Annotated in this window: 19 protein-coding genes; 14 read left to right on the forward strand and 5 right to left on the reverse strand. The window is 73.2% G+C overall.

Annotated features, from left to right (window positions below):
• Positions 1 to 132 precede the first annotated feature (132 nt).
• Positions 133 to 558 (forward strand): hypothetical protein, encoded by a 426-nt coding sequence (locus tag ACIBQZ_RS06030; protein WP_396087332.1) that lies wholly within the window; start codon positions 133 to 135, stop codon positions 556 to 558.
• A 131-nt stretch (positions 559 to 689) separates the two neighbouring features.
• Here the strand turns inward: ACIBQZ_RS06030 and ACIBQZ_RS06035 are convergent, their stop codons facing one another.
• Both ACIBQZ_RS06035 and ACIBQZ_RS06040 read right to left on the reverse strand, forming a co-directional pair.
• Positions 690 to 1,529, reverse strand: coding sequence for a siderophore-interacting protein (locus ACIBQZ_RS06035; protein WP_396087333.1), 840 nt, complete (start codon positions 1,527 to 1,529; stop codon positions 690 to 692).
• Between the two features lie 12 nt (positions 1,530 to 1,541).
• Positions 1,542 to 2,099, reverse strand: coding sequence for a hypothetical protein (locus tag ACIBQZ_RS06040; RefSeq protein WP_396087334.1), 558 nt, complete (start codon positions 2,097 to 2,099; stop codon positions 1,542 to 1,544).
• Between the two features lie 73 nt (positions 2,100 to 2,172).
• On the opposite strand from ACIBQZ_RS06040, the gene ACIBQZ_RS06045 reads away from it, so the two are divergent.
• The 5 genes from ACIBQZ_RS06045 to gabT all read left to right on the forward strand — a co-directional run bounded on the left by ACIBQZ_RS06045 (position 2,173) and on the right by gabT (position 7,542).
• Positions 2,173 to 3,435, forward strand: a complete 1,263-nt coding sequence (locus ACIBQZ_RS06045; RefSeq protein WP_396087335.1) for an NAD(P)/FAD-dependent oxidoreductase — start codon at positions 2,173 to 2,175, stop codon at positions 3,433 to 3,435.
• Positions 3,432 to 3,629, forward strand: coding sequence for a hypothetical protein (locus tag ACIBQZ_RS06050; protein ID WP_396087336.1), 198 nt, complete (start codon positions 3,432 to 3,434; stop codon positions 3,627 to 3,629). Before ACIBQZ_RS06045 ends, ACIBQZ_RS06050 begins: the two co-directional genes overlap by 4 nt.
• Positions 3,630 to 3,670: 41 nt before the next feature.
• Positions 3,671 to 4,723 carry a YbhN family protein gene (locus tag ACIBQZ_RS06055; protein WP_396087337.1) on the forward strand — a complete coding sequence of 351 codons (1,053 nt, stop codon included), beginning with the start codon at positions 3,671 to 3,673 and terminating at the stop codon, positions 4,721 to 4,723.
• A gap of 90 nt (positions 4,724 to 4,813) precedes the next feature.
• Entirely contained in the window at positions 4,814 to 6,253 is a 1,440-nt protein-coding gene (locus ACIBQZ_RS06060) for a gamma-aminobutyraldehyde dehydrogenase (protein ID WP_396087338.1), read from the forward strand.
• A 2-nt stretch (positions 6,254 to 6,255) separates the two neighbouring features.
• A complete protein-coding gene (gene gabT / locus ACIBQZ_RS06065) occupies positions 6,256 to 7,542 on the forward strand; it encodes a 4-aminobutyrate--2-oxoglutarate transaminase (protein ID WP_396087339.1) in 1,287 nt (428 codons plus the stop codon).
• Here gabT and ACIBQZ_RS06070 read toward each other — a convergent pair.
• Positions 7,516 to 8,715: a saccharopine dehydrogenase family protein gene (locus tag ACIBQZ_RS06070; protein ID WP_396087340.1), complete on the reverse strand. Its 1,200-nt coding sequence runs from the start codon at positions 8,713 to 8,715 to the stop codon at positions 7,516 to 7,518. The genes gabT and ACIBQZ_RS06070 overlap by 27 nt on opposite strands.
• Before the next feature lie 294 nt (positions 8,716 to 9,009).
• Between ACIBQZ_RS06070 and ACIBQZ_RS06075 the strand changes: the two genes are divergently transcribed.
• The 6 genes from ACIBQZ_RS06075 to ACIBQZ_RS06100 all read left to right on the forward strand — a co-directional run bounded on the left by ACIBQZ_RS06075 (position 9,010) and on the right by ACIBQZ_RS06100 (position 14,870).
• The gene (locus ACIBQZ_RS06075) at positions 9,010 to 9,450 is read left to right on the forward strand and encodes an Lrp/AsnC family transcriptional regulator (RefSeq protein ID WP_396087372.1); all 441 of its coding nucleotides are present in this window, start codon (positions 9,010 to 9,012) and stop codon (positions 9,448 to 9,450) included.
• On the forward strand, positions 9,435 to 10,817 hold the full coding sequence (locus ACIBQZ_RS06080; protein WP_396087341.1) for an aspartate aminotransferase family protein: 1,383 nt from the start codon (positions 9,435 to 9,437) through the stop codon (positions 10,815 to 10,817). Before ACIBQZ_RS06075 ends, ACIBQZ_RS06080 begins: the two co-directional genes overlap by 16 nt.
• Positions 10,802 to 12,139 carry an NAD(P)/FAD-dependent oxidoreductase gene (locus ACIBQZ_RS06085; RefSeq protein ID WP_396087342.1) on the forward strand — a complete coding sequence of 446 codons (1,338 nt, stop codon included), beginning with the start codon at positions 10,802 to 10,804 and terminating at the stop codon, positions 12,137 to 12,139. Before ACIBQZ_RS06080 ends, ACIBQZ_RS06085 begins: the two co-directional genes overlap by 16 nt.
• Before the next feature lie 68 nt (positions 12,140 to 12,207).
• The gene (locus ACIBQZ_RS06090; RefSeq protein WP_396087343.1) at positions 12,208 to 12,447 is read left to right on the forward strand and encodes a hypothetical protein; all 240 of its coding nucleotides are present in this window, start codon (positions 12,208 to 12,210) and stop codon (positions 12,445 to 12,447) included.
• A 90-nt stretch (positions 12,448 to 12,537) separates the two neighbouring features.
• The gene (locus ACIBQZ_RS06095; protein ID WP_396087344.1) at positions 12,538 to 13,395 is read left to right on the forward strand and encodes a hypothetical protein; all 858 of its coding nucleotides are present in this window, start codon (positions 12,538 to 12,540) and stop codon (positions 13,393 to 13,395) included.
• A gap of 122 nt (positions 13,396 to 13,517) precedes the next feature.
• Complete coding sequence (locus tag ACIBQZ_RS06100) at positions 13,518 to 14,870, forward strand: BNR repeat-containing protein (protein WP_396087345.1); 1,353 nt, start codon at positions 13,518 to 13,520, stop codon at positions 14,868 to 14,870.
• A gap of 42 nt (positions 14,871 to 14,912) precedes the next feature.
• Here the strand turns inward: ACIBQZ_RS06100 and ACIBQZ_RS06105 are convergent, their stop codons facing one another.
• Complete coding sequence (locus tag ACIBQZ_RS06105; protein ID WP_396087373.1) at positions 14,913 to 15,755, reverse strand: SGNH/GDSL hydrolase family protein; 843 nt, start codon at positions 15,753 to 15,755, stop codon at positions 14,913 to 14,915.
• Positions 15,756 to 15,865: 110 nt separating this feature from the next.
• Between ACIBQZ_RS06105 and ACIBQZ_RS06110 the strand changes: the two genes are divergently transcribed.
• Positions 15,866 to 17,092: a threonine synthase gene (locus tag ACIBQZ_RS06110; RefSeq protein ID WP_396087346.1), complete on the forward strand. Its 1,227-nt coding sequence runs from the start codon at positions 15,866 to 15,868 to the stop codon at positions 17,090 to 17,092.
• A 7-nt stretch (positions 17,093 to 17,099) separates the two neighbouring features.
• On the opposite strand, the gene ACIBQZ_RS06115 is transcribed toward ACIBQZ_RS06110, so the two are convergent.
• A complete protein-coding gene (locus ACIBQZ_RS06115; RefSeq protein WP_396087347.1) occupies positions 17,100 to 19,568 on the reverse strand; it encodes a protein kinase in 2,469 nt (822 codons plus the stop codon).
• A gap of 148 nt (positions 19,569 to 19,716) precedes the next feature.
• On the opposite strand from ACIBQZ_RS06115, the gene ACIBQZ_RS06120 reads away from it, so the two are divergent.
• Positions 19,717 to 21,066 (forward strand): AbfB domain-containing protein, encoded by a 1,350-nt coding sequence (locus ACIBQZ_RS06120; RefSeq protein WP_396087348.1) that lies wholly within the window; start codon positions 19,717 to 19,719, stop codon positions 21,064 to 21,066.
• Positions 21,067 to 21,154: the final 88 nt, after the last annotated feature.

Below are 21,154 nucleotides of genomic sequence, written 5' to 3' on the forward strand. Positions count from 1 at the left end.
GAGGTGCTGCTCACCAGCGGCCCAGCCCCGGAGGACGGCCGACTCCCCCGCGACGGCGCAGCCTGGCCCGTTGACACATAACCAGTTGTCTCATGACTAGCGCCTGCGGGCGAAATCCGCTACGGTTTCGGAGTGAGCAGCTTTGACGATCACGAGCGGCGCCACGCCGCCATAGAGGCCGAAATTTCACTTCTGCGAGCCGAAGCCGTCGCGACCCGGGCGCTGGCCGCCGGCGCGGACCACGACGTCGCTGAGGTCCGCTCCGAGCTTCGCTCCCACACCAGGATGCTGAACGCGTTGAGGGAGACACAAGTAGCGCACTACAACGAGCACAAAGCCGACGCGGCGGAACTGAAGGCCGACGTAGCGCAGATCAAGACCGACGTCACGGGCCTCAAAGCCGACGTGGCGGGCCTCAAGATTGACATGACGGGGATCAAGGCCGACATGACAGGGATCAAGGCCGACGTGTCGGGGCTCAAGTCCGACATGACGGCCGTCAAGGCCGGGATGGCCCGCATCGTGGGGCTGCTTGAGGGACCGAACAGCCCCCGGTAGGCCACCGATCACGTAGGCCCACGGGCGCATCTTCGCCACGAGGAGCCGACTGATCAGCCACCCGGCCCCGCGCCACTGAACACGCGACGAGCCGGCCCGCCGGGCCAGGCGGCCGGCTTGTCGCGACGGCGCTACCGGCTCGCGGCCGGCTCCTGCTCGCTCTCCACCTGCTGGTTCCATTCGCGCTTGCTCGACTGCCAGCCGTCCTCGTTCATGCCGCGGCGCCAGTAGCCCGAGATGGAGAGCTGCTGCATCGGCAGCCCCCGCTCGACCCGCAGCAGCGCGCGCAGGTCCTTGACGAAGCCCGCCTCGCCGTGCACGAACGCGTGCACCTGCCCGGCCGGGAACGCGAGCCCGCGGACCGCCGCGACCAGCGCCTCGCCCACCGGGCGGCCGTCGCGGCGCAGCCAGGTGATCTCCGCGTTCGCGGCGGTCTCCAGCTTCTGCTCCTCGGCCGCGTTCTCGACCTCGATGAACGCCTTCACCGTCGCGCCCGCGGGCATGGCCTCCAGCGCCGCCGCGATTGCCGGCAGCGCGCTCTCGTCGCCGGCCAGCAGGTGCCAGCCGGCCGCCGGATTCGGCGCGTAGCCGCCGCCCGGGCCCAGGAACCGGACCGGGTCGCCGACCCGCGCGGTCGCAGCCCACGGCCCGGCGATGCCCGCGGCGCCGTGCACGACAAAATCCAGCCACAGCTCCGGCACCTCGGGCCGCCAGCGGCGCACCGTGTACGTGCGGACCACCGGCTGCTGCTCCCGTGGCAGCGTCTCGCGGATCACGGCGAGGTCGAACGGCTCCGGGTAGGTGACCCCGGGCGGCGGGAACAGGATCTTGACGTAGTGGTCGGTGTGGGCACCGGCGTCGAGCCCGGCCAGGCCGGCACCGCCGACGACAACACGGACCATGTGCGGCGTGAGCTGCTCGACCCGGGTGACCTCCCCGATCGTGGCGGCTCGGACGGGCCTGTTCGCCATGACAACACTTCCCTACTGGCCGGCGGTCCGGGTAAGGCTACCCTCAGACCGGCCGAGCGCCAGCGGCAGCAGCGCCGCCAGGACCAGCACCGAGCCGAGCGGCAGCAGGTCCAGGTTGATGCCGATCGCCGCGAAGCCCAGCAGCACCACGATCGGGCTCCAGGCCGGCAGCCGGCCGGCCAGCACCAGGCGGACCAGCAGGATCAGCAGGCCGGCCTGGAACAGCAGCGGACCGATCAGCTCGAGCGCCGCCGGCAGCGGCGCCGCCTCGTGGAAGCCGGCGGACAGGTCGCCGGTGATCACCCAGAGGAAGCACGCCGCGCCGGCCAGCACGGCGGCCGTCGCCGCGTCGACGAGCACGCGCCGGGCGGTGGCGGGCCGGTCCAGCGCCCGCAGCGCCAGGGCGAGCACCGCGAACAACGCGATGGCGACGAAGAAGGCCAGGTGGCCGAGGTCCCAGGCCGGGCCGTTGTGCCGGTCGCCGTCCAGGCCGTCCACCACCCGGAGCAGGGCGTAGACCAGCATGAGGGCGGGGGCGGCGAAGGCGCAGAACCTGACGAGTCGCGGCATGTCTGCAGCCTGCCGCCGGGCACCCCGTGCACACATCGGGGATTGACCCCGACACGACCCCGAGAGTCGTGACATGGTGTCCGCAGAGGAGGGTGCCATGCTCCAGGACCGCACATTTGTCATCGCCGGTGCCGGACTGGCCGGCGCGAAGGCCGCCGAGACGCTGCGCGCGGAGGGCTTCCGCGGCCGGATCGCGCTGATCGGCACCGAGCCCGAGATCCCGTACGAGCGGCCGCCGCTGTCCAAGGGGCTGCTGCTCGGCACCGCCCAGCGCGAGCAGGCCTACGTCCACGACGCGCAGTGGTACGCCGCGCAGAACGTCGACCTGCGCACGGCCACCACCGTCAACGCGATCGACGCGGACAAACGCCGGGTCCGCCTCTCCGACGGTGACGACCTCGGGTACGACAAGCTGCTGCTCGCCACGGGCGCCTCGCCGCGCGGGCTGGGGGTGCCGGGCGCCGGGCTCGGCAACGTGTTCTCCCTGCGTACCCTGGCCGACTCGGACCGGATCGCGGCGGCCGTGCAGGCCGGCACCCGGCTGGTGGTCGTGGGGTCCGGCTGGATCGGGCTGGAGGTCGCCGCGGCGGCCCGGCTCCGCGGGGCCACCGTCACCGTGGTGACGCCCGCCGCGCTGCCGCTGCGCCGGGTGCTCGGCGACCGCCTGGCGAAGGTCTTCCTGGGCCTGCACCGCGAGCACGGGGTGGAGTTCCGCTTCGGCACCCGGGTGCGGGAGCTGCGCGGCGGCCCGGACGTGGCCCAGGTCGTGCTCACCGACGGGGCGACCATCAACGCCGACGTCGTGCTGGTGGCCGTCGGCGTCGAGCCGAACACCGGCCTGGCCGACCAGGCCCGGCTGCCGGTCGACGACGGCGTGCTGGTCGACCGGCATCTGCGCACCGCCGACCCGGACATCTGCGCCGCCGGCGACGTGGCGAACGTCGACCATCCGCTGCTGCGGAGCCGGATCCGGGTCGAGCACTGGGACACCGCGCTGCATTCCGGGCCGGTCGCGGCGCGCGCGATGCTCGGCCAGGACGCCGTGTGGGACAGGCTGCCGTACTTCTTCACCGACCAGTACGACCTGGGCATGGAGTACGCCGGCTGGGTGCCGCCCGGCGCCGCCGCCCAGGTGGTGATCCGCGGCGACGAGCAGGGCCGGGAGTTCATCGCGTTCTGGACGGTCGACGGCCGGGTCGCCGCCGGCATGAACGTCAACGTGTGGGACGTGACCGAGCAGATCCAGGCGCTGGTCCGGGCCGGCCTGGACGGCCACGCCCCCGACCCGGCCCGGCTCGCCGACCCGGACGTCGCGCTGCCGGAGCTGCTGCCGTGAACGACGCGCTGGCCCGGCTGCGCCGCTGGGAGGAGTCCGGCGCCACCTGGCGGGTGCTGGTGCGCACCCCGGACTCCGTCGAGATCGCGCTGCTCACCTGTGACGCGGGCGAGGAGGTCGACCGGTTGCGCAGCGCCGATCCGGCGGTGCTCGAGCACGTCGATGCGCACGGGGGCGACGCCGGGCCGGCCTGACCCCGCCGGCCGGAGTGGATCTCGTTTGCGAGGATCGGGCGATGTCGCGTCCGCCGTCCGAGGTGCGGGAGCGCCCGGCGGAGGTCTCGGCGCCCGCGGGCGTCTCCCGCCGGTTGCGCCTGGCCGCGATCGCCGTCGCGGTCGTCGCGCTGGCGGTGGTCGGGCTGCGCGGGCGGCTGCCGGACCCGCGCGCGTTCGTCGCCGCGCTGGCCGGCGCCGACTCCGGCTGGATCGCCCTCGCCGCGCTGCTCCAGGTCGTGTCGCTGGTCGCGTTCGCCGGCCAGCAGCGGCGCCTGCTGGCCGACCTCGGGGTGCGGCTGCGGGTCCGCCGGCTGCTGGCGATCACGCTGGCCCGCTCGGCCCTGTCGATCAGCCTGCCCGCCGGCGCGGCCGTGTCCACCGCGTACGCGATCCGCGAGTACCAGAAGGCCGGGGTGTCCCGGCGGATCGGCGCCGCGTCCGCGGTGGTCTCCGGGCTGGCCTCGCTGGGCGGCCTCACCCTGCTGTACGTGGCCGGCGGCGCCGGTCTCGTGGCGCGCGACCCCGGCGCCTACCTGAGCTGGCGCCCGCTCGCGGTGGTGGCGGCGCTCGCCGGGATCACCACCGCCGGCATCGTGCTCGGCCGCCGGTACGGCGCCCGCCCGCAGCGGACTCCCGCGGGCCCGGCGCGGGTCGGCCGGGCCGGACGGCTGATCACCCGGCTGCTGACCTCGGGCCGCGACGCCTGGCGGGCCGGGGCCGGGCTGCGGGTGCGGGACTGGGCGGCGGCGCTGGCGTACGCGGCGGTGAACTGGCTGACCGACCTGCTCTGCCTGGCCGCCGCGTGCCGTGCGTTCGGGCTGCCGGTCGGGGTGACCACGCTGGCCGGCATCTACCTGGGCGTGCAGATCGTCCGGCAGGTGCCGCTGACCCCGGGCGGGGTCGGCGTGATCGAGACCGCCCTGGTCGCCGGGCTCACCGCGGCCGGCGCCACCGCGGTCAGCGCGGCCGCCGCCGTGCTGGTCTACCGGCTGCTCTCCTGCTGGCTGATCATCCCGGCCGGCGGCGCAGCGGGGCTGGCGCTGCGCCGGGCGAGCGCCGGGCCGCCGCGGTAGCGCCACGGAAACAGTCCTCGCAGCCCTTGCCTGCTGCGGATTCGGTGAAAAGATGTCTCCGCGAGGCGTGATATCTCTGCGGGAGGCCGGATGAGCACCACCAAGCGCGTGCTGACCAACTTCATCGACGGTGCGGCGGCCGGACCGGCCGACGGGCGGTACGAGGACCTGATCGACCCGTCCACCGGCGAGGTCTTCGCGGCCGCCCCGGTGTCCGGGCAGGCCGACGTCGACCGGGCGATGCGGGCGGCCGAGACCGCCTTCTCCACCTGGCGCGACACCACCCCGGCCGAGCGGCAGCGGGCCCTGCTGCGGTTCGCCGACGCGGTGGAGGCGCGGGCCGACGAGCTGGTCGCCGCCGAGTCGCAGAACACCGGCAAGCCGCTGGGGCTGACCGCCAGCGAGGAGCTGCCGCCGGCGGTCGACCAGATCCGGTTCTTCGCCGGCGCGGCCCGGCTGCTGGAGGGCCGGTCCGCCGGTCAGTACCTGACCGGTTACGAGAGCTACGTGCGGCGCGAGCCGGTCGGGGTGTGTGCGCAGGTGACGCCCTGGAACTACCCGCTGATGATGGCGGTGTGGAAGCTGGCGCCGGCGCTGGCGGCCGGCAACACCGTGGTGCTCAAGCCCTCGGACACCACCCCGGTCACCACGATCATGCTGGCCGAGATCGCCGCGGAGTTCCTGCCGCCGGGCGTGCTCAACGTGGTGGTCGGCGACCGGGACACCGGCCGCGCGCTGGTGGCGCACCCGACCCCGCGGATGGTCTCGATCACCGGCTCGGTCCGGGCCGGCATGGAGGTGGCCTCGGCCGCCGCGGCCGACCTCAAGCGCACCCACCTGGAGCTGGGCGGCAAGGCCCCGGTGGTGATCTTCGACGACGCCGACATCGAGGCGGCCGCCGCGGCGATCGCCGAGGCCGGCTACTTCAACGCCGGGCAGGACTGCACCGCGGCGACCCGGGTGCTGGCCGCGCCCGGCGTCTACACCGATTTCGTGGCGGCGCTGGCCGAGCAGGCCCGGGGCACCCGCACCGGCCCGCCCGACGACGAGGACGTGCTCTACGGCCCGCTGAACAACGCGCGCCAGCTGGACCGGGTCGGCGGCTTCATCAGCCGGCTGCCCGATCACGCCAGCCTGGAGGCCGGTGGCGGGCGGGTCGGCGAGCGCGGTTACTTCTACTCCCCCACGGTCGTCGCCGGCCTGAAGCAGACCGACGAGATCATCCAGGACGAGGTGTTCGGGCCGGTCATCACCGTGCAGCGGTTCACCGACGAGGACGAGGCGGTGCGCTGGGCCAACGGCGTCGAGTACGGCCTGGCCTCCTCGGTGTGGACCCGCGACCACGGCCGGGCGATGCGGATGACCCGGCGGCTGGACTTCGGCTGCGTCTGGGTCAACTGCCACATCCCGCTGGTCGCGGAGATGCCGCACGGCGGGTTCAAGCACTCCGGGCACGGCAAGGACCTCTCCGTGTACGGCCTGGAGGACTACACCCGGATCAAGCACGTCATGCACAGTCTCGAGGGCTGAGGATGTCGTCGTCCGAGGAGCTGCACAAGCGCCGGCACGCGGCCGTCGCCCGGGGCGTCACCTCGATGGTGTCGTCCTACGTGGACCACGCCGCGGGCGGCAGCCTGCACGACGTGGACGGCCGGGAGTGGATCGACTTCGGTTCCGGCATCGCGGTCACCAGCGTCGGCAACGCGGCGCCGCGGGTGGTGGCGGCCGTGCGCGAGCAGGTCGAGCGGTTCACCCACACCTGCTTCATGGTCACCCCGTACGAGTCGTACGTGGCGGTGTGCGAGCAGCTGGCGGCGCTGACCCCGGGCCGGTTCGACAAGCGGGCCGCGCTGTTCAACTCCGGTGCCGAGGCGGTGGAGAACGCGGTCAAGGTGGCCCGGCACGCCACCGGGCGGCAGGCGGTGGTGGTGTTCGACCACGCGTACCACGGGCGGACCAACCTGACGATGGCGCTGACCGCCAAGTCGATGCCGTACAAGCACCGGTTCGGGCCGTTCGCGCCGGAGGTCTACCGGGCGCCGATGTCGTACCCGCTGCGGGACGGCGGGCTGTCCGGGGCGCAGGCGGCGGCCCGGGCCATCGACGTGATCTCCAAGCAGGTGGGCGCGGCCAACGTGGCGGCGGTGCTGATCGAGCCGATCCAGGGTGAGGGCGGCTTCGTGGTGCCGGCGCCGGGTTTCCTGCCCGCGCTCGCCGCGTGGTCCCGGGAGGCCGGTGCGGTGTTCATCGCCGACGAGGTGCAGACCGGCTTCTGCCGTACCGGATCGTGGTTCGCCTGCGCGGACGAGGGCGTGGAGCCGGATCTGGTGACCACGGCGAAGGGGATGGCCGGCGGGCTGCCGCTGGCCGGGGTGGTCGGCCGGGCCGAGCTGATGGACGCGGTGCACCCGGGCGGGCTGGGCGGCACCTACGGCGGGAACCCGATCGCCTGCGCCGCCGCGCTGGCGGCCATCGAGACCATGCACGAGCTGGACCTCAACGCGGCCGCCAAGCGGCTGGAGGCGCAGTTCCTGCTGCGGCTGACCGCGCTGGCCAAGCAGGACCCGGGCATCGCCGAGGTGCGCGGGCGTGGGGCGATGCTGGCGATCGAGCTGGTCAAGCCGGGCTCGCTCGACCCCGACCCGCTGCGCACGGCGGCGGTGGCCCGGGCCTGCCACGGCGCCGGGCTGCTGGTGCTGACCTGCGGCACGTACGGCAACGTGCTGCGCTTCCTGCCCCCGCTGGTGATCGGCGAGGAGCAGGTGGCGCGCGGCCTGGACATCCTGGCCGAGTCACTGCTCGCGCATCCCCCAGGGTGAGCCGTACGCGGTGAGCAGCTCCAGGAAGGGCACGGCGTCGAAGGCCTCCGGGCCGAGGACGCCGGCCCCCTGCCACACCCCGGTGGCCAGCAGTTCCAGGGCGACGACCGGGTTGACCGCGGTCTGCCAGACGACTGCCTGGGAGCCGTACTCGCGCATGGACCATTCGTTGTCGACGACGTGGTAGAGGTACACCGTGCGCGGTCCGCCGTCCGGGCCGGCGCCGCTGACCAGGGTGCCGGCGCAGGTGCTGCCGGTCATCCGGTCGCCGAGGCCGGCCGGGTCGGGCAGGCAGGCGGCCACCACGTCACGCGGTGACACCGACACGCCGCCGACCCGCACCGGCGTGGTCCGGTCCAGGCCCAGCTTCTGCAGGGTCTTCAGCACGTCGATGAACTCCTTGCCCAGCCCGTACTTGAAGGTGACCTTCCGCGCGTCGACCCAGCGCGGGATCAGCAGCACCTCCTCGTGCTCGACGTGCACGCACTCGACCTCGCCGATGCCGCCGGGGAAGTCGAAGACCTCGGGTTCGCTCAGCGGCTCGGTGGTGTACCAGCCGCGGCCGGCCTCGTAGATCACCGGCGGGTTGAGGCACTCCTCGATCGTGGTCCAGACCGAGAACGAGGGCGCGAAGTCGTAGCCGGCCACGACCAGGTTGCCGCCGTCGCGGATGCCGATCTCGTCGATCCGGGAGAAGAGGTGGTCGGCCGCGTACCGGGCGAACACATCGGACAAACCGGGCTCCACCCCCATGCCCACCAGCGCCAGCCGGCCCGCGTCCCGCCAGTCGTCGGCGGCGGCGAACTGCTCGTCGCCGAGCTTCACGCCGGTGCGGGAGAACGGCTCGTCGGGATGCGGGCGCGACAACGACATCGCCATGTCGAGGTAGTGCGCGCCGGCCCGGTAGGCGCCGTCGAAGATCGGCATGACGAACCGGGGATCAACGGCGTTCAGCACGTGCGTGATCTTGTGCTCCCGGCAGAGCGCGGTCACCGCGGCGGCGGACGACGCGTCGACCTGCGCGGCCACGAAGCCGTCGCGCCCGGCGACCGCGGCGCGGGCGCGCTCGAGGTCGTAGTCGGCGACCACGAAGACGTCGTAGAAGTCGCGGCGGGCAGCGATGCCGACGGCGGCGGCGCCCACCCCGCCGGCGCCGACGAGCAGTACGCGCATGGCATGGCCTCTCCACAAAAGGAACCGAAAACGTGTTGCCAGCACGCTATCGCGACGGAAACACTTGTCAATGGGCCAAGATTCTGCGATAAACGCAGTCAGCAGGGTTACCCCCGAACCACGGAAGCCGATCGCATGAGCACAGCGTCACCACCTCGTCACGGCCACCGCCCGGCGGTCCACAGAGCACGGTCCGCGCCGCCACGGATTCGCGGGAGTGTCCGGAATGCGCCGACGGATTCCGTTGCCATCCGCCGGACCGCACGCCAGAATCGCTGCGTGACGGACCTGGCGCTGGACGACGTGAACAAGCAGATCATCGACCACCTGCAGCGGGACGGACGGATGTCCTACGCCGGGCTGGCGAAGATCATCGGGCTGTCGGAGGCCGCCGTGCGCCAGCGCGTGCAGCGCCTGCTGGACGGCGGGATGATGCAGATCGTCGCGGTCACCGACCCGCTCATGCTCGGCTTCGCCCGGCAGGCCATGGTCGGCGTCAAGTGCGTCGGTGACATGCGCGTGATCGCCGACCAGCTGGCCGCCATCCCCGAGGTCGACTACGTGGTCATCTGCGCCGGCGGCTACGACCTGCTGGTCGAGCTCGTCTGCACCGACGACGAGCACCTGCTGCACCTGCTCAACGAGGCCATCCGCACGGTGCCCGGGGTCACCGCCACGGAGACCTTCATGTACCTCAAGCTCGCCAAGCAGACCTACGCATGGGGGACCAGATGACCGAGGACCTGTCCGGCTCCGCCCGCGACCACCTGTGGATGCACTTCACCCGGATGTCGTCGTACACCGGGGCACACGCCGGCGAGGTGCCGGTCATCGTGCGCGGCTCCGGGCCGTACATCTGGGACCAGCACGGCAAGCGCTACCTGGACGGGCTCTCCGGGCTGTTCGTGGTGCAGGCCGGGCACGGCCGCGGCGAGCTGGCCGACGCGGCCGCCAAGCAGGCCTCCGAGCTGGCCTACTTCCCGCTCTGGTCGTACGCGCACCCGACCGCGGTCGAGCTGAGCGAGCGGCTGGCCGGGCTGACCCCGGGCGACCTGAACCGGGTCTTCTTCACCACCGGCGGCTCCGAGGCGGTGGAGAGCGCGTGGAAGCTGGCCCGCAGCTACTTCAAGCTGACCGGCAAGCCGATGAAGACCAAGGCGATCTCGCGGTCCATCGCCTACCACGGCACCACCATGGGCGCGCTGTCGCTGACCGGGCTGCCGCTGATCAAGCAGGAGTTCGAGCCGCTGGTGCCGGGCGCGCTGAAGGTGCCGAACACCAACTACTACCGGCGTCCCGACGAGTCGATGAGCGAGGAGCAGTTCGGCATCTGGGCCGCCGACCGGATCGCCGAGGCCATCGAGTTCGAGGGCCCCGACACGGTGGCCTGCGTGTTCCTGGAGCCGGTGCAGAACGCCGGCGGCTGCTTCCCGCCGCCGCCCGGCTACTTCCAGCGGGTCCGGGAGATCTGCGACCGCTACGACGTGCTGCTCGTCTCCGACGAGGTGATCTGCGCGTTCGGCCGGCTCGGTGAGTACTTCGGCTCCACCCGGTTCGGCTACACCCCCGACATCATCACCTGCGCCAAGGGCCTGACCTCGGGCTACGTGCCGCTGGGGGCGATGATCACCTCCGATCGGCTGATCGCGCCGTTCCTGCAGGGCGACAACTCGTTCTCGCACGGCGTCACCTTCGGCGGGCACCCGGTGGCGTCCGCGGTCGCGCTGGCCAACCTCGACATCTTCGAGCGCGAGGACCTCAACGGCCACGTCCGGGCCAACTCGGCGCTGTTCCGGTCCTATCTGGAACGGCTCAGCGACCTGCCGATCGTCGGCGACGTGCGCGGCGACGGCTACTTCTTCGGCATCGAGCTGGTCAAGGACAAGGCGACCAAGGAGACGTTCACCGGCGACGAGGCCGAGCGGCTGCTGCGCGGGTTCCTGTCCAAGGCGCTGTTCGAGGCCGGGCTGTACTGCCGCGCCGACGACCGCGGCGACCCGGTGATCCAGCTCGCGCCCCCGCTGATCTGCACCGAGGAGCACTTCGCCGAGATCGAGCAGGTCCTGCGCGGGGTGCTGACCGAGGCGTGGACCAAGCTCTGAGCTCCTCGTACTGGCAGGCGGCGCTGGGCGGGCCCGGTCCGGCGCGGCCCGCGCTGCCCGGCGACCGTGGCGTGGACGTCGCGATCGTCGGCGCCGGGTACACCGGGCTGTGGACCGCGTACTACCTGGCCCGGGCGGACCCGTCGCTGCGGATCGCGGTGCTGGAGGCGGAGCACGCCGGCTTCGGCGCGTCGGGGCGCAACGGCGGGTGGTGTTCGGGCCTTTTCCCCGTACCGGTGGGTGCGCTGGCCCGGCGGCACGGCCGGGAGCAGGCGATCGCCATGCACCGGGCGCTGGCCGGGACCGTCGACGAGGTCGGCCGGGCCGCCGCGGCCGAGGGCATCGACTGCGCCTTCGCCAAGGGCGGCACGGTCGCGCTCGCGCGGTCCGCGGCCCAGCTGCGCCGCGCCGAGGCGGAGGCGGCCACGGCCCGGGAGTACGGCCTCGACCTGACGCTGCTGGACGCCGCGGCGGCCCGGGAGAAGTGCGGCGCCACCGGGGTCGTCGGCGGCACGTTCAGCCCGGACTGCGCCGCGGTGCAGCCCGCGGCGCTGGTCCGCGGCCTGGCCGCGGCGGTCGAGCGGCGGGGCGTCACGATCTACGAGAACACCCGGGCGCTGCGGCTCTCCGCCGGCTCGGTGCTCACCGACCACGGCACGGTACGCGCGGACGTGGTGGTCCGCGCCCTGGAGGGTTACACCGCCGGCCTGGCCGGGCACCGCCGAACGCTGGCGCCGGTGTACTCGCTGATGATCGCCACCGAGCCGTTGCCGGCCGAGGTGTGGCAGCGGATCGGCCTGGCCCGGCGCGAGACGTTCACCGACCACCGGCACCTGATCGTCTACGGCCAGCGCACCGCCGACGACCGGCTGGCGTTCGGCGGCCGGGGCGCGCCGTACCACTTCGGCTCCCGGGTCCGGCCCGGTTACGACCTCGAGCCGGCCGTGTTCGCCGCGTTGCGCCGGGCGCTCACCGAGCTGTTCGGCATCAACCCGCCGGTCGCGTACCGCTGGGGCGGGCCGCTGGCGATCCCGCGCGACTGGATGCCCTCGGTCGGGCTCGCCGACGGCATGGGCTGGGCCGGCGGCTACGTCGGCGACGGCGTGGCGGCGGCCAACCTGGCCGGCCGCACCCTGGCCGACCTGATCACCGGTACGGACTCCGAGCTGACCCGGCTGCCCTGGGCCGGCCACCGCTCGCGCCGCTGGGAGCCGGAGCCGCTGCGCTGGCTCGGCATCAACGCCGCGCTGCGCGGCACCGCCCTGCGGGACACCTGGGAACACGCCCGGCGCCGGGCTCCCAGCCGATTGCCAGCCGAATAATGGTGAAGATCGCCGGACGCCGGACGATGGGGTCCCCCGACAGTCAGCAACGAGGACAGGGGAACACCATGGCAGTCGAGGCGATCGGCTCGGCGGACGCGAGCACCAACACCGCCCGGACCGAGTTCCAGCGGGTCCAGCTGAAGCTGGCGGAGGACCTGGCGGCGAAGGCGGCCGAGAAGGTCGCCGCCAAGGACAAGGCGATCCTCACCCGCTCCGAGACCGACTCCCTGCAGCAGCGCCAGGCGAGCGGCAACACCGGTGCGGACGTCGGCCGGATCGGCAGCGCGCTGGACCTGGTGATCTAGGACCCCCGGGCGAGCGGGCACCGGTACGCGTCACGAGGTTGTAACATCCGGTCCCCGTACCTCGTGTCACCGATCCCGGGAGCCGTAGTCATGGCCGCTCGCCCGCACCACCGACTCGCGCTGGCGGTCACGACGGTCCTGGTCGTGCTCACCGCCGCGCCCGGCGCCGCGGCCGCGGCACCCCCGGATCCCGCGCTGCTGGAGGCGGTCACCGAGCAGGTCGAGGACGAGCTCTACAGCAAGGTCGTCTACGACGTGCACCGCGGCGAGGAGGTGGTGGCGCCGATCGGCGTGATCAGCGTGCAGAAGGCGCCCGTGCGGGGGCTGGTCGCCCAGGTCGAGGCGTACGGCGACGTGGAGTTCACCCACCGCTACAGCAACTGCTGGTACACCACCGGCCCCGACGGGCCGATGGCCTGGTGCGAGTTCGACGCCACGCTGCCCGGCTACGGCGGGCTGACCCTCGCGACCACCATGCTCACGGTCAAGCGCGACGCCGTGCCCGAGCGGATCTGGGGCATCCCGTTCCGCTGGCAGAGCAAGAGCTGGGCGGACGCGCGCGGCGGCCTGCGCAAGACGATCGACTTCTTCAAGTCGCCGGGCGCCGCGGTCACCCGCGGCACCGAGGGCAAGGTGGGCCTGCAGAACCGCGCCCTGCCGATGGCCGACATCCGCGCCAACGGCAACTCCGCCCTGCTCAAGCTCGTCGACGGTCCGGCGCCCAGCCCGTCGCCGACCCCCTCGGCGTCGTCCTCGCCCACCCCGCCGGCGACCGCGACCGCGTCGCCGTCACCCACCGGCGGCACGGCCGGAGCCGACGGCGGCGAGGGCGGTGGCCTGCCGGTGACCGGTGGCAGCACCGCCGTGGTCGCCGGGGCCGGCGTGGCCCTGCTGCTCGGTGGGCTCGCCGCCGTGCTGGCCACCCGCCGGCGCCGCGGCTTGTCCTGACACAAGCCGGGTGACGCACCCGCACCCGGTCACTGAGATTGATGCCCTTGACTGTGTTGGACGCGGCGGCTTAACGTCTGCGAAACCTTCCGCGCCCCACCGCAGCCCCCTTGAGGTCGTCGATGAAACGATTCATGACCGCCGCCACCGTCCTGGGTGTCGCCACCGCCCTCGGCGGCTCCCCCGCACAGGCGGCGGCGCCCGCGGTGACCCAGACGTCGGTCACCGTGCTGACCACCACGGGCCGCACCGCGCTGACCTACACCGGCTACATGAACGGGGAGTCGTTCCAGCAGGACGGCATCACCACGATCGCGGGCTGGCAGTACACGGCGTTCTGGGACCAGAGCGGCTACGTGAACCTCTCCCGGCGGCAGCTGCCCGCCGGCGCCTGGCAGAACCTGCGGCTCACCGACTACGCGACGACCTCGACCGACTCGCACAACACCATCAGCATCGGCATCTCCCGCCAGGACGGCAGCATCCACCTGGCCTTCGACATGCACTCCTCGGTGCTGCGCTACCGCCGGTCGGTGGCCGGCCTGGCCACCTCGCCCGGCACCGCGGCCTGGACGACCGGCAGCTTCGGCGCGGTGGTGTCCAGCCTGACCGGCGCGGGCATGCCGACGATGACGTACCCGCAGTTCCTCACCACCCCGGCCGGCAAGCTGCAGCTCGCCCTGCGGACCGGCACCAGCGGCGCCGGCGACGAGGTGCTCTACGAGTACGCGAACGGCGCCTGGACCTCCGTCGGCCGGTTCATCGACGGCACCACGGCCAACAACAACGCGTACCTGTTCGGCCTGGAGTACGACAGCACCGGCCTGCTGCACGCGACGTGGACGGTGCGGGAAACCTCGAACGCCAGCACCAACCACGACCTGTTCTACGCGTACAGCCGGGACGAGGGCCGGACCTGGCGCAACAACGCCGGCACCGTCATCGCGACCACCGGCAGCGCGCCACTGATCTCGAACTCGGCCGGGCTGCGGGTCTGGGCGATCGGCCAGAACCGCGGCCTGATCAACCAGGAGTCACAGGTCGTGGACAAGGCCGGGATCGTGCACGTGCTGGCCTCGCACCTGCCCGCGGCGGCGCCGAGCAACTCCGACTTCACCGCCGCCCGGGAGAGCGCGGTGCTGGTGCACTACTGGCGGGACAAGGCGTCGAAGGTCTGGCACCAGACGTACACGCCGTTCCTGGAGCGCTCCAGCCGCGGCGACATCGGGGTCGACGCGGCGGACAACCTCTACGTGGCCAGCGGCGACTCCAGCACCCGCAAGCTGCACATCCAGACCGCCTCGAAGGCGTCGGCCTGGAGCGACTGGACGCTGCGGTACACCTCCGGCGCGATCTACTACTCCGACCCGCTGATCGACCACGAGCGGCTGCGCACGCTCGGCGTCCTGAGCATCTTCGCCCCCCGGTACGGCGGCAGCCAGATCGACGTGCAGGACTGGACCGTACGCCCCTGACCGCGCGTACCACGTCCACCATGGGCCATCCAAGCCGTAGCCCTACCAGGTGAAGCGGCCCGGCCAGGTCACGTCCGCCAGCTTGTTCTGGCCCTCGACGTCCGGGTGGAAGTAGTCGATCTCGTTGACCAGGTCGAGGGAGAAGCGCACCCGGTGCGCGCTGCCGCCGTCCCAGCGGCACCTGCGGCCGTACTTGTCGCAGGCCGCCTCGAGCGCGTCGTTGTAGGCGTCGACCCGGTTTTCGACCTGGCGGCGGCGCTCCTCGTCGGCCGCCGCGGTCGAGGTGGGGCGGGCCAGCAGGGCCGGGCAGACCCCGCGGCTCCAGGCGCGGACGGCGCGTTCGTTGTCGTGGCCCAGCTCCCACAGGCGGTAGACGTCCGGGATGCTGATCACCAGCACCCGGGCCTTGGGCAGGCCCTTCTTCAGCCGGGCCAGCGCGGTGTCGACCTGCTTGCGGAAGGTGCCGGTGCGGGTCATGTCCGCGACCCGGTCGGCGCACGCGTCGTTGGCGCCGATCAGCACGGTCACGTACTGGACCTTGTCCGCGACCGCCCGGTCGGCCTGGCCGGCGAGGTCCCGGGCCAGCGCGCCCGGCACGGCGTAGTTCTCCGCCCGGCCCTTGATCGCCGGGTTGTCGTCGCGGATCCGCCGGTAGTGGCTGTCCACGGTGGCGCTGCCGCCGGTCGACCAGGAGTTGCGGCCGCAGGCGACGAGCGTGAAGCAGGTGCCGTAGCCGGCGGTGATGGAGTCGCCCAGCGCGCCCATCGACGCGGGCAGCCCCTTGCTCGCGCCGGTCGGCTCGGGCGCGGCGGTCCCGGCGCCCTCGCAGGCCAGCGCCAGCGCGGCGAGCAGGACGAAGACCACCAGATGCCAGCGGCGAAGCACCATCAACCCCCGAAACCACTCAAAGCAACGACTGCATCACCCTAAGCCATCGGCGGGACACCGTCACCCCGGTGGCGGGAGACCACCCCGGGCATCGTTAGCTGATCACCATGACCACGATCCCCGCCGCCCTGAGCCACCTGGAGTGCTCCCGCACCGGCGCCCGGTACGACGCCGACGTCGTCCAGGGAGTCAGCGACGCCGGCGTCCCCCTGCTGGCCCGGTACGACATCGAACGGGCCGGCCGGACGCTGACCCGCGAGTCGCTCGCCGGGCGCCCGCCGACGTTGTGGCGCTACCACGAGATGCTGCCGGTCCGCGATCCCGCCCGGCGGGTGACCCTGGGCGAGGGCATGACGCCGCTGCTGCCGCTGCCCCGCTACGGCGCGCGCATCGGGCTGCCGGGGCTGCTCATGAAGGACGAGGGGCTGACACCGACCGGCACCTTCAAGGCGCTCGGCGCGGCGGTCGGGGTGTCCCGGGCGGCCGAGCTGGGCGTCACCGGCGTGGCCATGCCGACCAACGGCAACGCGGGCGCGGCCTGGGCGACGTACGCGGCCCGGGCCGGGATGCGGTGCCTGATCGCGATGCCGGTGGACGCGCCGGCGATCACCCGTACCGAGTGTGTCGCGACCGGCGCGGAGCTGTACCTGGTGGACGGGCTGATCGGGGACGCGGGCAAGCTGATCAACGCGGCGGTCCGGGAGCGCACCGGGTACCAGGAGGTGTCCACGCTCAAGGAGCCGTACCGGCTCGAGGGCAAGAAGACCATGGGCTACGAGATCGTCGAGCAGCTGGGCTGGCGGGTGCCGGACGTGATCCTCTACCCCACCGGCGGCGGGGTCGGGCTGATCGGCATCTACAAGGCGCTGCGGGAGATGCAGGAGCTGGGCTGGCTCGGCGCGGACCTGCCGCGGCTGGTGGCGGTGCAGGCCGAGGGGTGCGCGCCGATCGTCGAGGCGTTCGCGGCGGGCGCGGACGTGAGCGAGCCGTTCCCGGACGCACACACGGTGGCGTTCGGCATCACCGTGCCCAAGGCGCTCGGCGACTTCCTGGTGCTGGAGGCCGTCCGGGCCACCGCCGGGACCGCGGTGGCGGTCAGCGACCAGGACCTGCTGGCCGAGCAGCTCCGGGTGGCCCGGGACGAGGGCACCTTCGTCTGCCCGGAGACCGCGGCCTGCCTGGCGGCGGCCCGCCGGCTGCGCGAGACCGGCTTCCTCGACGGGTCCGACAGCGTGGTGGTGCTCAACACCGGTACGGGCCTGAAGTACCCGGAAACCGTCCCCGTCGACGTGCCGACGCTGCCCGTGGACGGGGTGATCCCGGCGCGGCCCTGAGCCGGGCTCAGCCCTCGGAGGTGTCGCCGGACGGGACCCCGCCCGAGCACGTGACGGTCATCCGGACCAGCTCGTTGCCGTGCTTGAAGACCACCGCCGCGCTCGAGGCGGGGCCCTCCTCGACGTCGTTCACCTTGTAGGGCTTGGTCGCGGACCAGGACAGCAGCTCCGCGGTGGACGAGCTCGGGCAGGTGGCCCGGACCGAACCGGCGGACGAGGTGAACGTCCGCTCCTCGGCCGGCGGGTCGGTGGTCGGGGCGGTCGTGGTGGGCTCGGGCTCCTCCGCGTCCGGCGGTGGGGTGGTGGTGGCGGTGACGCCGGGCGCGCCGGGCGCGCCGGCGGCCGGCGGCCGGTCGCCCTGGACCGGCAGACCGGTGGTGGCGGTCGCGCCGGGGGTCTGTGCCCGGGCGGGAAGGCTGGTGGCGCCGTCGGTGGGATCGGCGCCGGCCGAGCGGTCCGCGGTGCCGAGCCCACCGCTGGCTCCCGGGGCGACAACGGTCTGCCCGGTGCGGCCGTCGTCGCCGGAACCGATCAGCCACCACAGCAGGCCGGCGAGGGCGAGCAGGAGGACGGCCGCGAGCACGGGCACGGCCCGCCGGCGCGGGCGGCGGCGCTTGCCCGCGGAACCGGCCACGGCAGCGCCGCCCGGCCCGGCAGCACCTCCCCACCCGGCAGCGGCGCCCGGACCGGAATCGGCGCCCGGACCGGAACTGGCGCCCGGACCGGAGGCGGACGCGGCGCCGGCCCGACTGGGTGTGGACGCCGCGGCGCCGGCCAGGTCGGAGTCGCCGGCGTGCAGGCCGGTGGTACCGGCGTGCGGGCCGGAACCGCCGGCGTGCGGGCCGGAACCGCCGGCGTGCGGGCCGGAGGTACCGGCGGAACCGGGCGCGGGGGCGCGGTGGCCGGCCGCGCGGGGCGCGAGGGCGGACGCGTCGGCATCGGCGGGGCCCGATGCGGACGTGCTGCCGGCGCCGGACGCCATCCCGGCGGCGAACACCGCCGGACCGGAGGTCCCGGTGGTGGCCGCGTCCTGGGCGGAGCCGGACCGGCCGGACGCCGACGGGTCCCGCCCGGAAGCAGACCCGAAGCGGTCGGAGCCGGCTTGGCGGGGGGTAGAGCCGAAGCGGCCGGGGCCGGAGGCAGAACCAGCCAGACCGGAGCCGGCCTGACCGGAGGCGGAACCGAACCGGCCGGAACCGGCCTGGCCGGGGACAGCGCCGGCCTGACCCAAAGCGGGGTCCAGGTCGGGAGACGCCATCGAATCCGCAGCCGCCCGGCCGCCGGGAGCATTCTCCCCGGCGCCATGAGACGGGTCGAAGGCCGCGGGCCGCACCACGGGCAGGACAGCCGGCGATCCCGCCGCCGCGGGCGCGGCTTGCGATCCCTCCGCGCCAGGCCCGGCCGGCGATCCTCCCGCGCCAGGACCGGCCGGCGATCCTCCCGCGCCAGGACCGGCCAGCGCGGCGGACGCGGCCGCGGCGGCAGCGGCCGGCCCGGCGGGCGCGGCGGCGGCCGGCCCGGCAGGCGCGGGGTCGTCGTACCAGCGCGGACCCGGCAGCCGCCGCACCCCCCGCGGCCGGATCAGCACCGACGGCTCGTTGTCGTGGCTCGGGCCGCCCTCCGGATCCGTCGGCAGCGCGTCCTCCACGACCCGCAGCCCGGCGCCCTGGGCGAGCAGCGCCGCCGCCTCCCGGGCGCTCGGCCGTTCCGTGGTGTCCTTGCTCAGGCAGCGGTTGCACAGCAGCGTCACGTAGTCGGGCACGCCCGGCCGCGGGGGCAGCGGCTCCGGGTCGACGTAGATGTGCGCGGAGAGCATCTGGGTGGTCGTGTCGGCGCTCCACGGCGACTGGCCGGAGACCATCCGGTACAGCAGGACGCCCAGCGCGTACACGTCCGAGGCCGGTTCGACGCCGTCGCCGATGAGGCGTTCCGGGGCCAGGTAGGCCGGGGTGCCGAGCACCTCGAACTCCTCGTCGCCGGTGCCGGCCGGGTTGATCGCGGCGGCGATGCCGAAGTCGACGACCTTGGCGCCGGTCTCGGCCAGCATCACGTTGGCCGGCTTGATGTCGCGGTGCACCAGGCCGTCGGAGTGGGCCGCGGCCAGCGCCGCTGCCACCTCGGCGGCGACCCGCATCGCGAACCGCGGTGACATCGGCCCGGAGTCCATCCGGTGCTGCAACGTGCTGCCGCGGACCAGCTCCATCACCACGTACGGGATCGGGGCCCCGTCCTCGCGGGCCTCGCCGTAGTCGTACACCTGGGCGATGTTGGGGTGCGAGAGCTTCGCCGTGGCCCGGGCCTCGGCCCGGATCCGGTCGCGCGCGTCCGGCTCGCCGGCGTGCCGGCCGGCCAGCACCTTCACCGCGACCGTACGGGCGAGCACCTCGTCGCGGGCGCGCCAGACCACCGCCATCCCGCCGGACCCGAGTTGGTCAAGCAACGCATAGCGGCCGCCGAGCAGTTGGGCGTCCTCCATCCGAGGCAGTCTGCCGGTAGCAGCTCCGTCACGCATCTCCGGGGTCGCCACATCTTGACGCGGCTCGATGTATTGCGGTCAGATGAACGACGTCACCGATTGTTAACGGTCACATAGACAGCCCCGATTCCCCCCCGGGAGGAACCACGTGCCCATCCCCCGTACGGCGCGCCGGCGCCGGCTCCTGACCGCGGCGGTGACCGGCGTCCTGGCCGGCACCGCGCTGACCGGACTGAGCCCGCAGCCCGCCGCCGCGGCCGGCCCCGCGCCGCACTATCTGATGACAGCGTTCACCAATTCCAGCGAGTCCAACATGTACGTGTACGACTCGTCGAACGCCACCAACTACGACCTGATCCGCGCGAACGCCTACACCCCGCCGTCCGGGCTGATCCGCGACCCGAGCGTCATGCGGCACACCGACGGCTACTACTACATCGTCTACACCACCAACTGGACCGGCAACACGATCGGTTTCGCCCGCAGCGCCGATCACGTGAACTGGACCTTCCTGCGCACCGTCACCGTCGGGCTGAACGGCGCCACCGGCAGCACCTGGGCGCCGGAGTGGTTCAAGGACACCGACGGCAGCATCAACGTGATCTTCTCCGCGTCGACCACCGGGACGGCGGGGCAGTTCCAGCCGTACAAGATCACTGCGACCAACAGCGACCTCTCCGCGTGGAGCGCGCGCACCGCGCTCGGCATCCCGGCCAACCACATCGACACCTTCGTGGTGAAGTCCGGCAGCACGTACCACGCGTTCGTGAAGAACGAGACGACCAAGTACATCGAGCACGCCACCGCGGGCGCGCTGACCGGGCCCTGGACCTTCACCGGCACCGGCAACTGGGCGGGCTGGGGCTCCGGGCTGGAGGGCCCGGCCGTGGTGCAGCTGCCGAACGGCTCCTGGCGGCTGTACTTCGACCAGTACGGCGCCGGCCGGTACTACTACGCCGACAGCAGCAACCTGAACACCTGGTCGGCCAAGACCGAGATGCCCGGGCTGTCCGGCACCGTGCGGCACTTCACCGTGCTCCGCGAGAACGTCGGCGACAGCACCGCGGTGCCGACCGGCAACCGGTCCCTGCGCTCGGTCAACTTCCCCGACCGGTACGTGCGCCACCGCAACAGCCTCGGCTACCTGGAGCCGGTGAGCACCCCGACCGACCGGCTGGACGCGACGTTCACGATCGGCGCCGGCCTGGCCAACGGCAACTGCTACACGTTCCAGTCGGTCAACCCGGCCGGCCGGTACCTGCGGCACGCCAACAACCGCCTGGTGCTGGCGGCGAACGACGGCTCGGCGACGTTCCGCAACGACGCCACGTTCTGCGGCCGGGCCGGGCTCACCGGCAGCGGGACCTCGTTCGAGTCGTACAACTATCCGGGCTTCTACCTGCGGCACTACAACTACGAGCTGCGCATCGACCGCAACGACAACAGCGCGGCCCTGAAGGCGGACGCGTCGTTCACGGTGACCACCCCACTGGGCTAGTCCCTGTCGCCTCTGGCGAGGTGGCCCGTTCCGGGCTGAAAATCGTGTTGGTCGCCCGCTGACGTCGTGTCTCCTTGATTCGTACGAG

The sequence above is a fragment of the Actinoplanes sp. NPDC049599 genome (genome assembly GCF_044465625.1).
Classification (GTDB): domain Bacteria; phylum Actinomycetota; class Actinomycetes; order Mycobacteriales; family Micromonosporaceae; genus Actinoplanes.

Excerpts from the sequence above, each read along its gene's own strand:
- ACIBQZ_RS06100 (WP_396087345.1), top strand. The coding sequence starts at position 13,518 with ATGAAACGATTCATGACCGCCGCCACCGTCCTGGGTGTCGCCACCGCC.
- ACIBQZ_RS06070 (WP_396087340.1), bottom strand. The coding sequence starts at position 8,715 with ATGCGCGTACTGCTCGTCGGCGCCGGCGGGGTGGGCGCCGCCGCCGTC.
- ACIBQZ_RS06080 (WP_396087341.1), top strand. The coding sequence starts at position 9,435 with ATGGGGGACCAGATGACCGAGGACCTGTCCGGCTCCGCCCGCGACCAC.
- ACIBQZ_RS06090 (WP_396087343.1), top strand. The coding sequence starts at position 12,208 with ATGGCAGTCGAGGCGATCGGCTCGGCGGACGCGAGCACCAACACCGCC.
- ACIBQZ_RS06095 (WP_396087344.1), top strand. The coding sequence starts at position 12,538 with ATGGCCGCTCGCCCGCACCACCGACTCGCGCTGGCGGTCACGACGGTC.
- gabT (WP_396087339.1), top strand. The coding sequence starts at position 6,256 with ATGTCGTCGTCCGAGGAGCTGCACAAGCGCCGGCACGCGGCCGTCGCC.
- ACIBQZ_RS06110 (WP_396087346.1), top strand. The coding sequence starts at position 15,866 with ATGACCACGATCCCCGCCGCCCTGAGCCACCTGGAGTGCTCCCGCACC.
- ACIBQZ_RS06045 (WP_396087335.1), top strand. The coding sequence starts at position 2,173 with ATGGTGTCCGCAGAGGAGGGTGCCATGCTCCAGGACCGCACATTTGTC.
- ACIBQZ_RS06115 (WP_396087347.1), bottom strand. The coding sequence starts at position 19,568 with ATGGAGGACGCCCAACTGCTCGGCGGCCGCTATGCGTTGCTTGACCAA.
- ACIBQZ_RS06040 (WP_396087334.1), bottom strand. The coding sequence starts at position 2,099 with ATGCCGCGACTCGTCAGGTTCTGCGCCTTCGCCGCCCCCGCCCTCATG.
- ACIBQZ_RS06035 (WP_396087333.1), bottom strand. The coding sequence starts at position 1,529 with ATGGCGAACAGGCCCGTCCGAGCCGCCACGATCGGGGAGGTCACCCGG.
- ACIBQZ_RS06055 (WP_396087337.1), top strand. The coding sequence starts at position 3,671 with ATGTCGCGTCCGCCGTCCGAGGTGCGGGAGCGCCCGGCGGAGGTCTCG.
- ACIBQZ_RS06060 (WP_396087338.1), top strand. The coding sequence starts at position 4,814 with ATGAGCACCACCAAGCGCGTGCTGACCAACTTCATCGACGGTGCGGCG.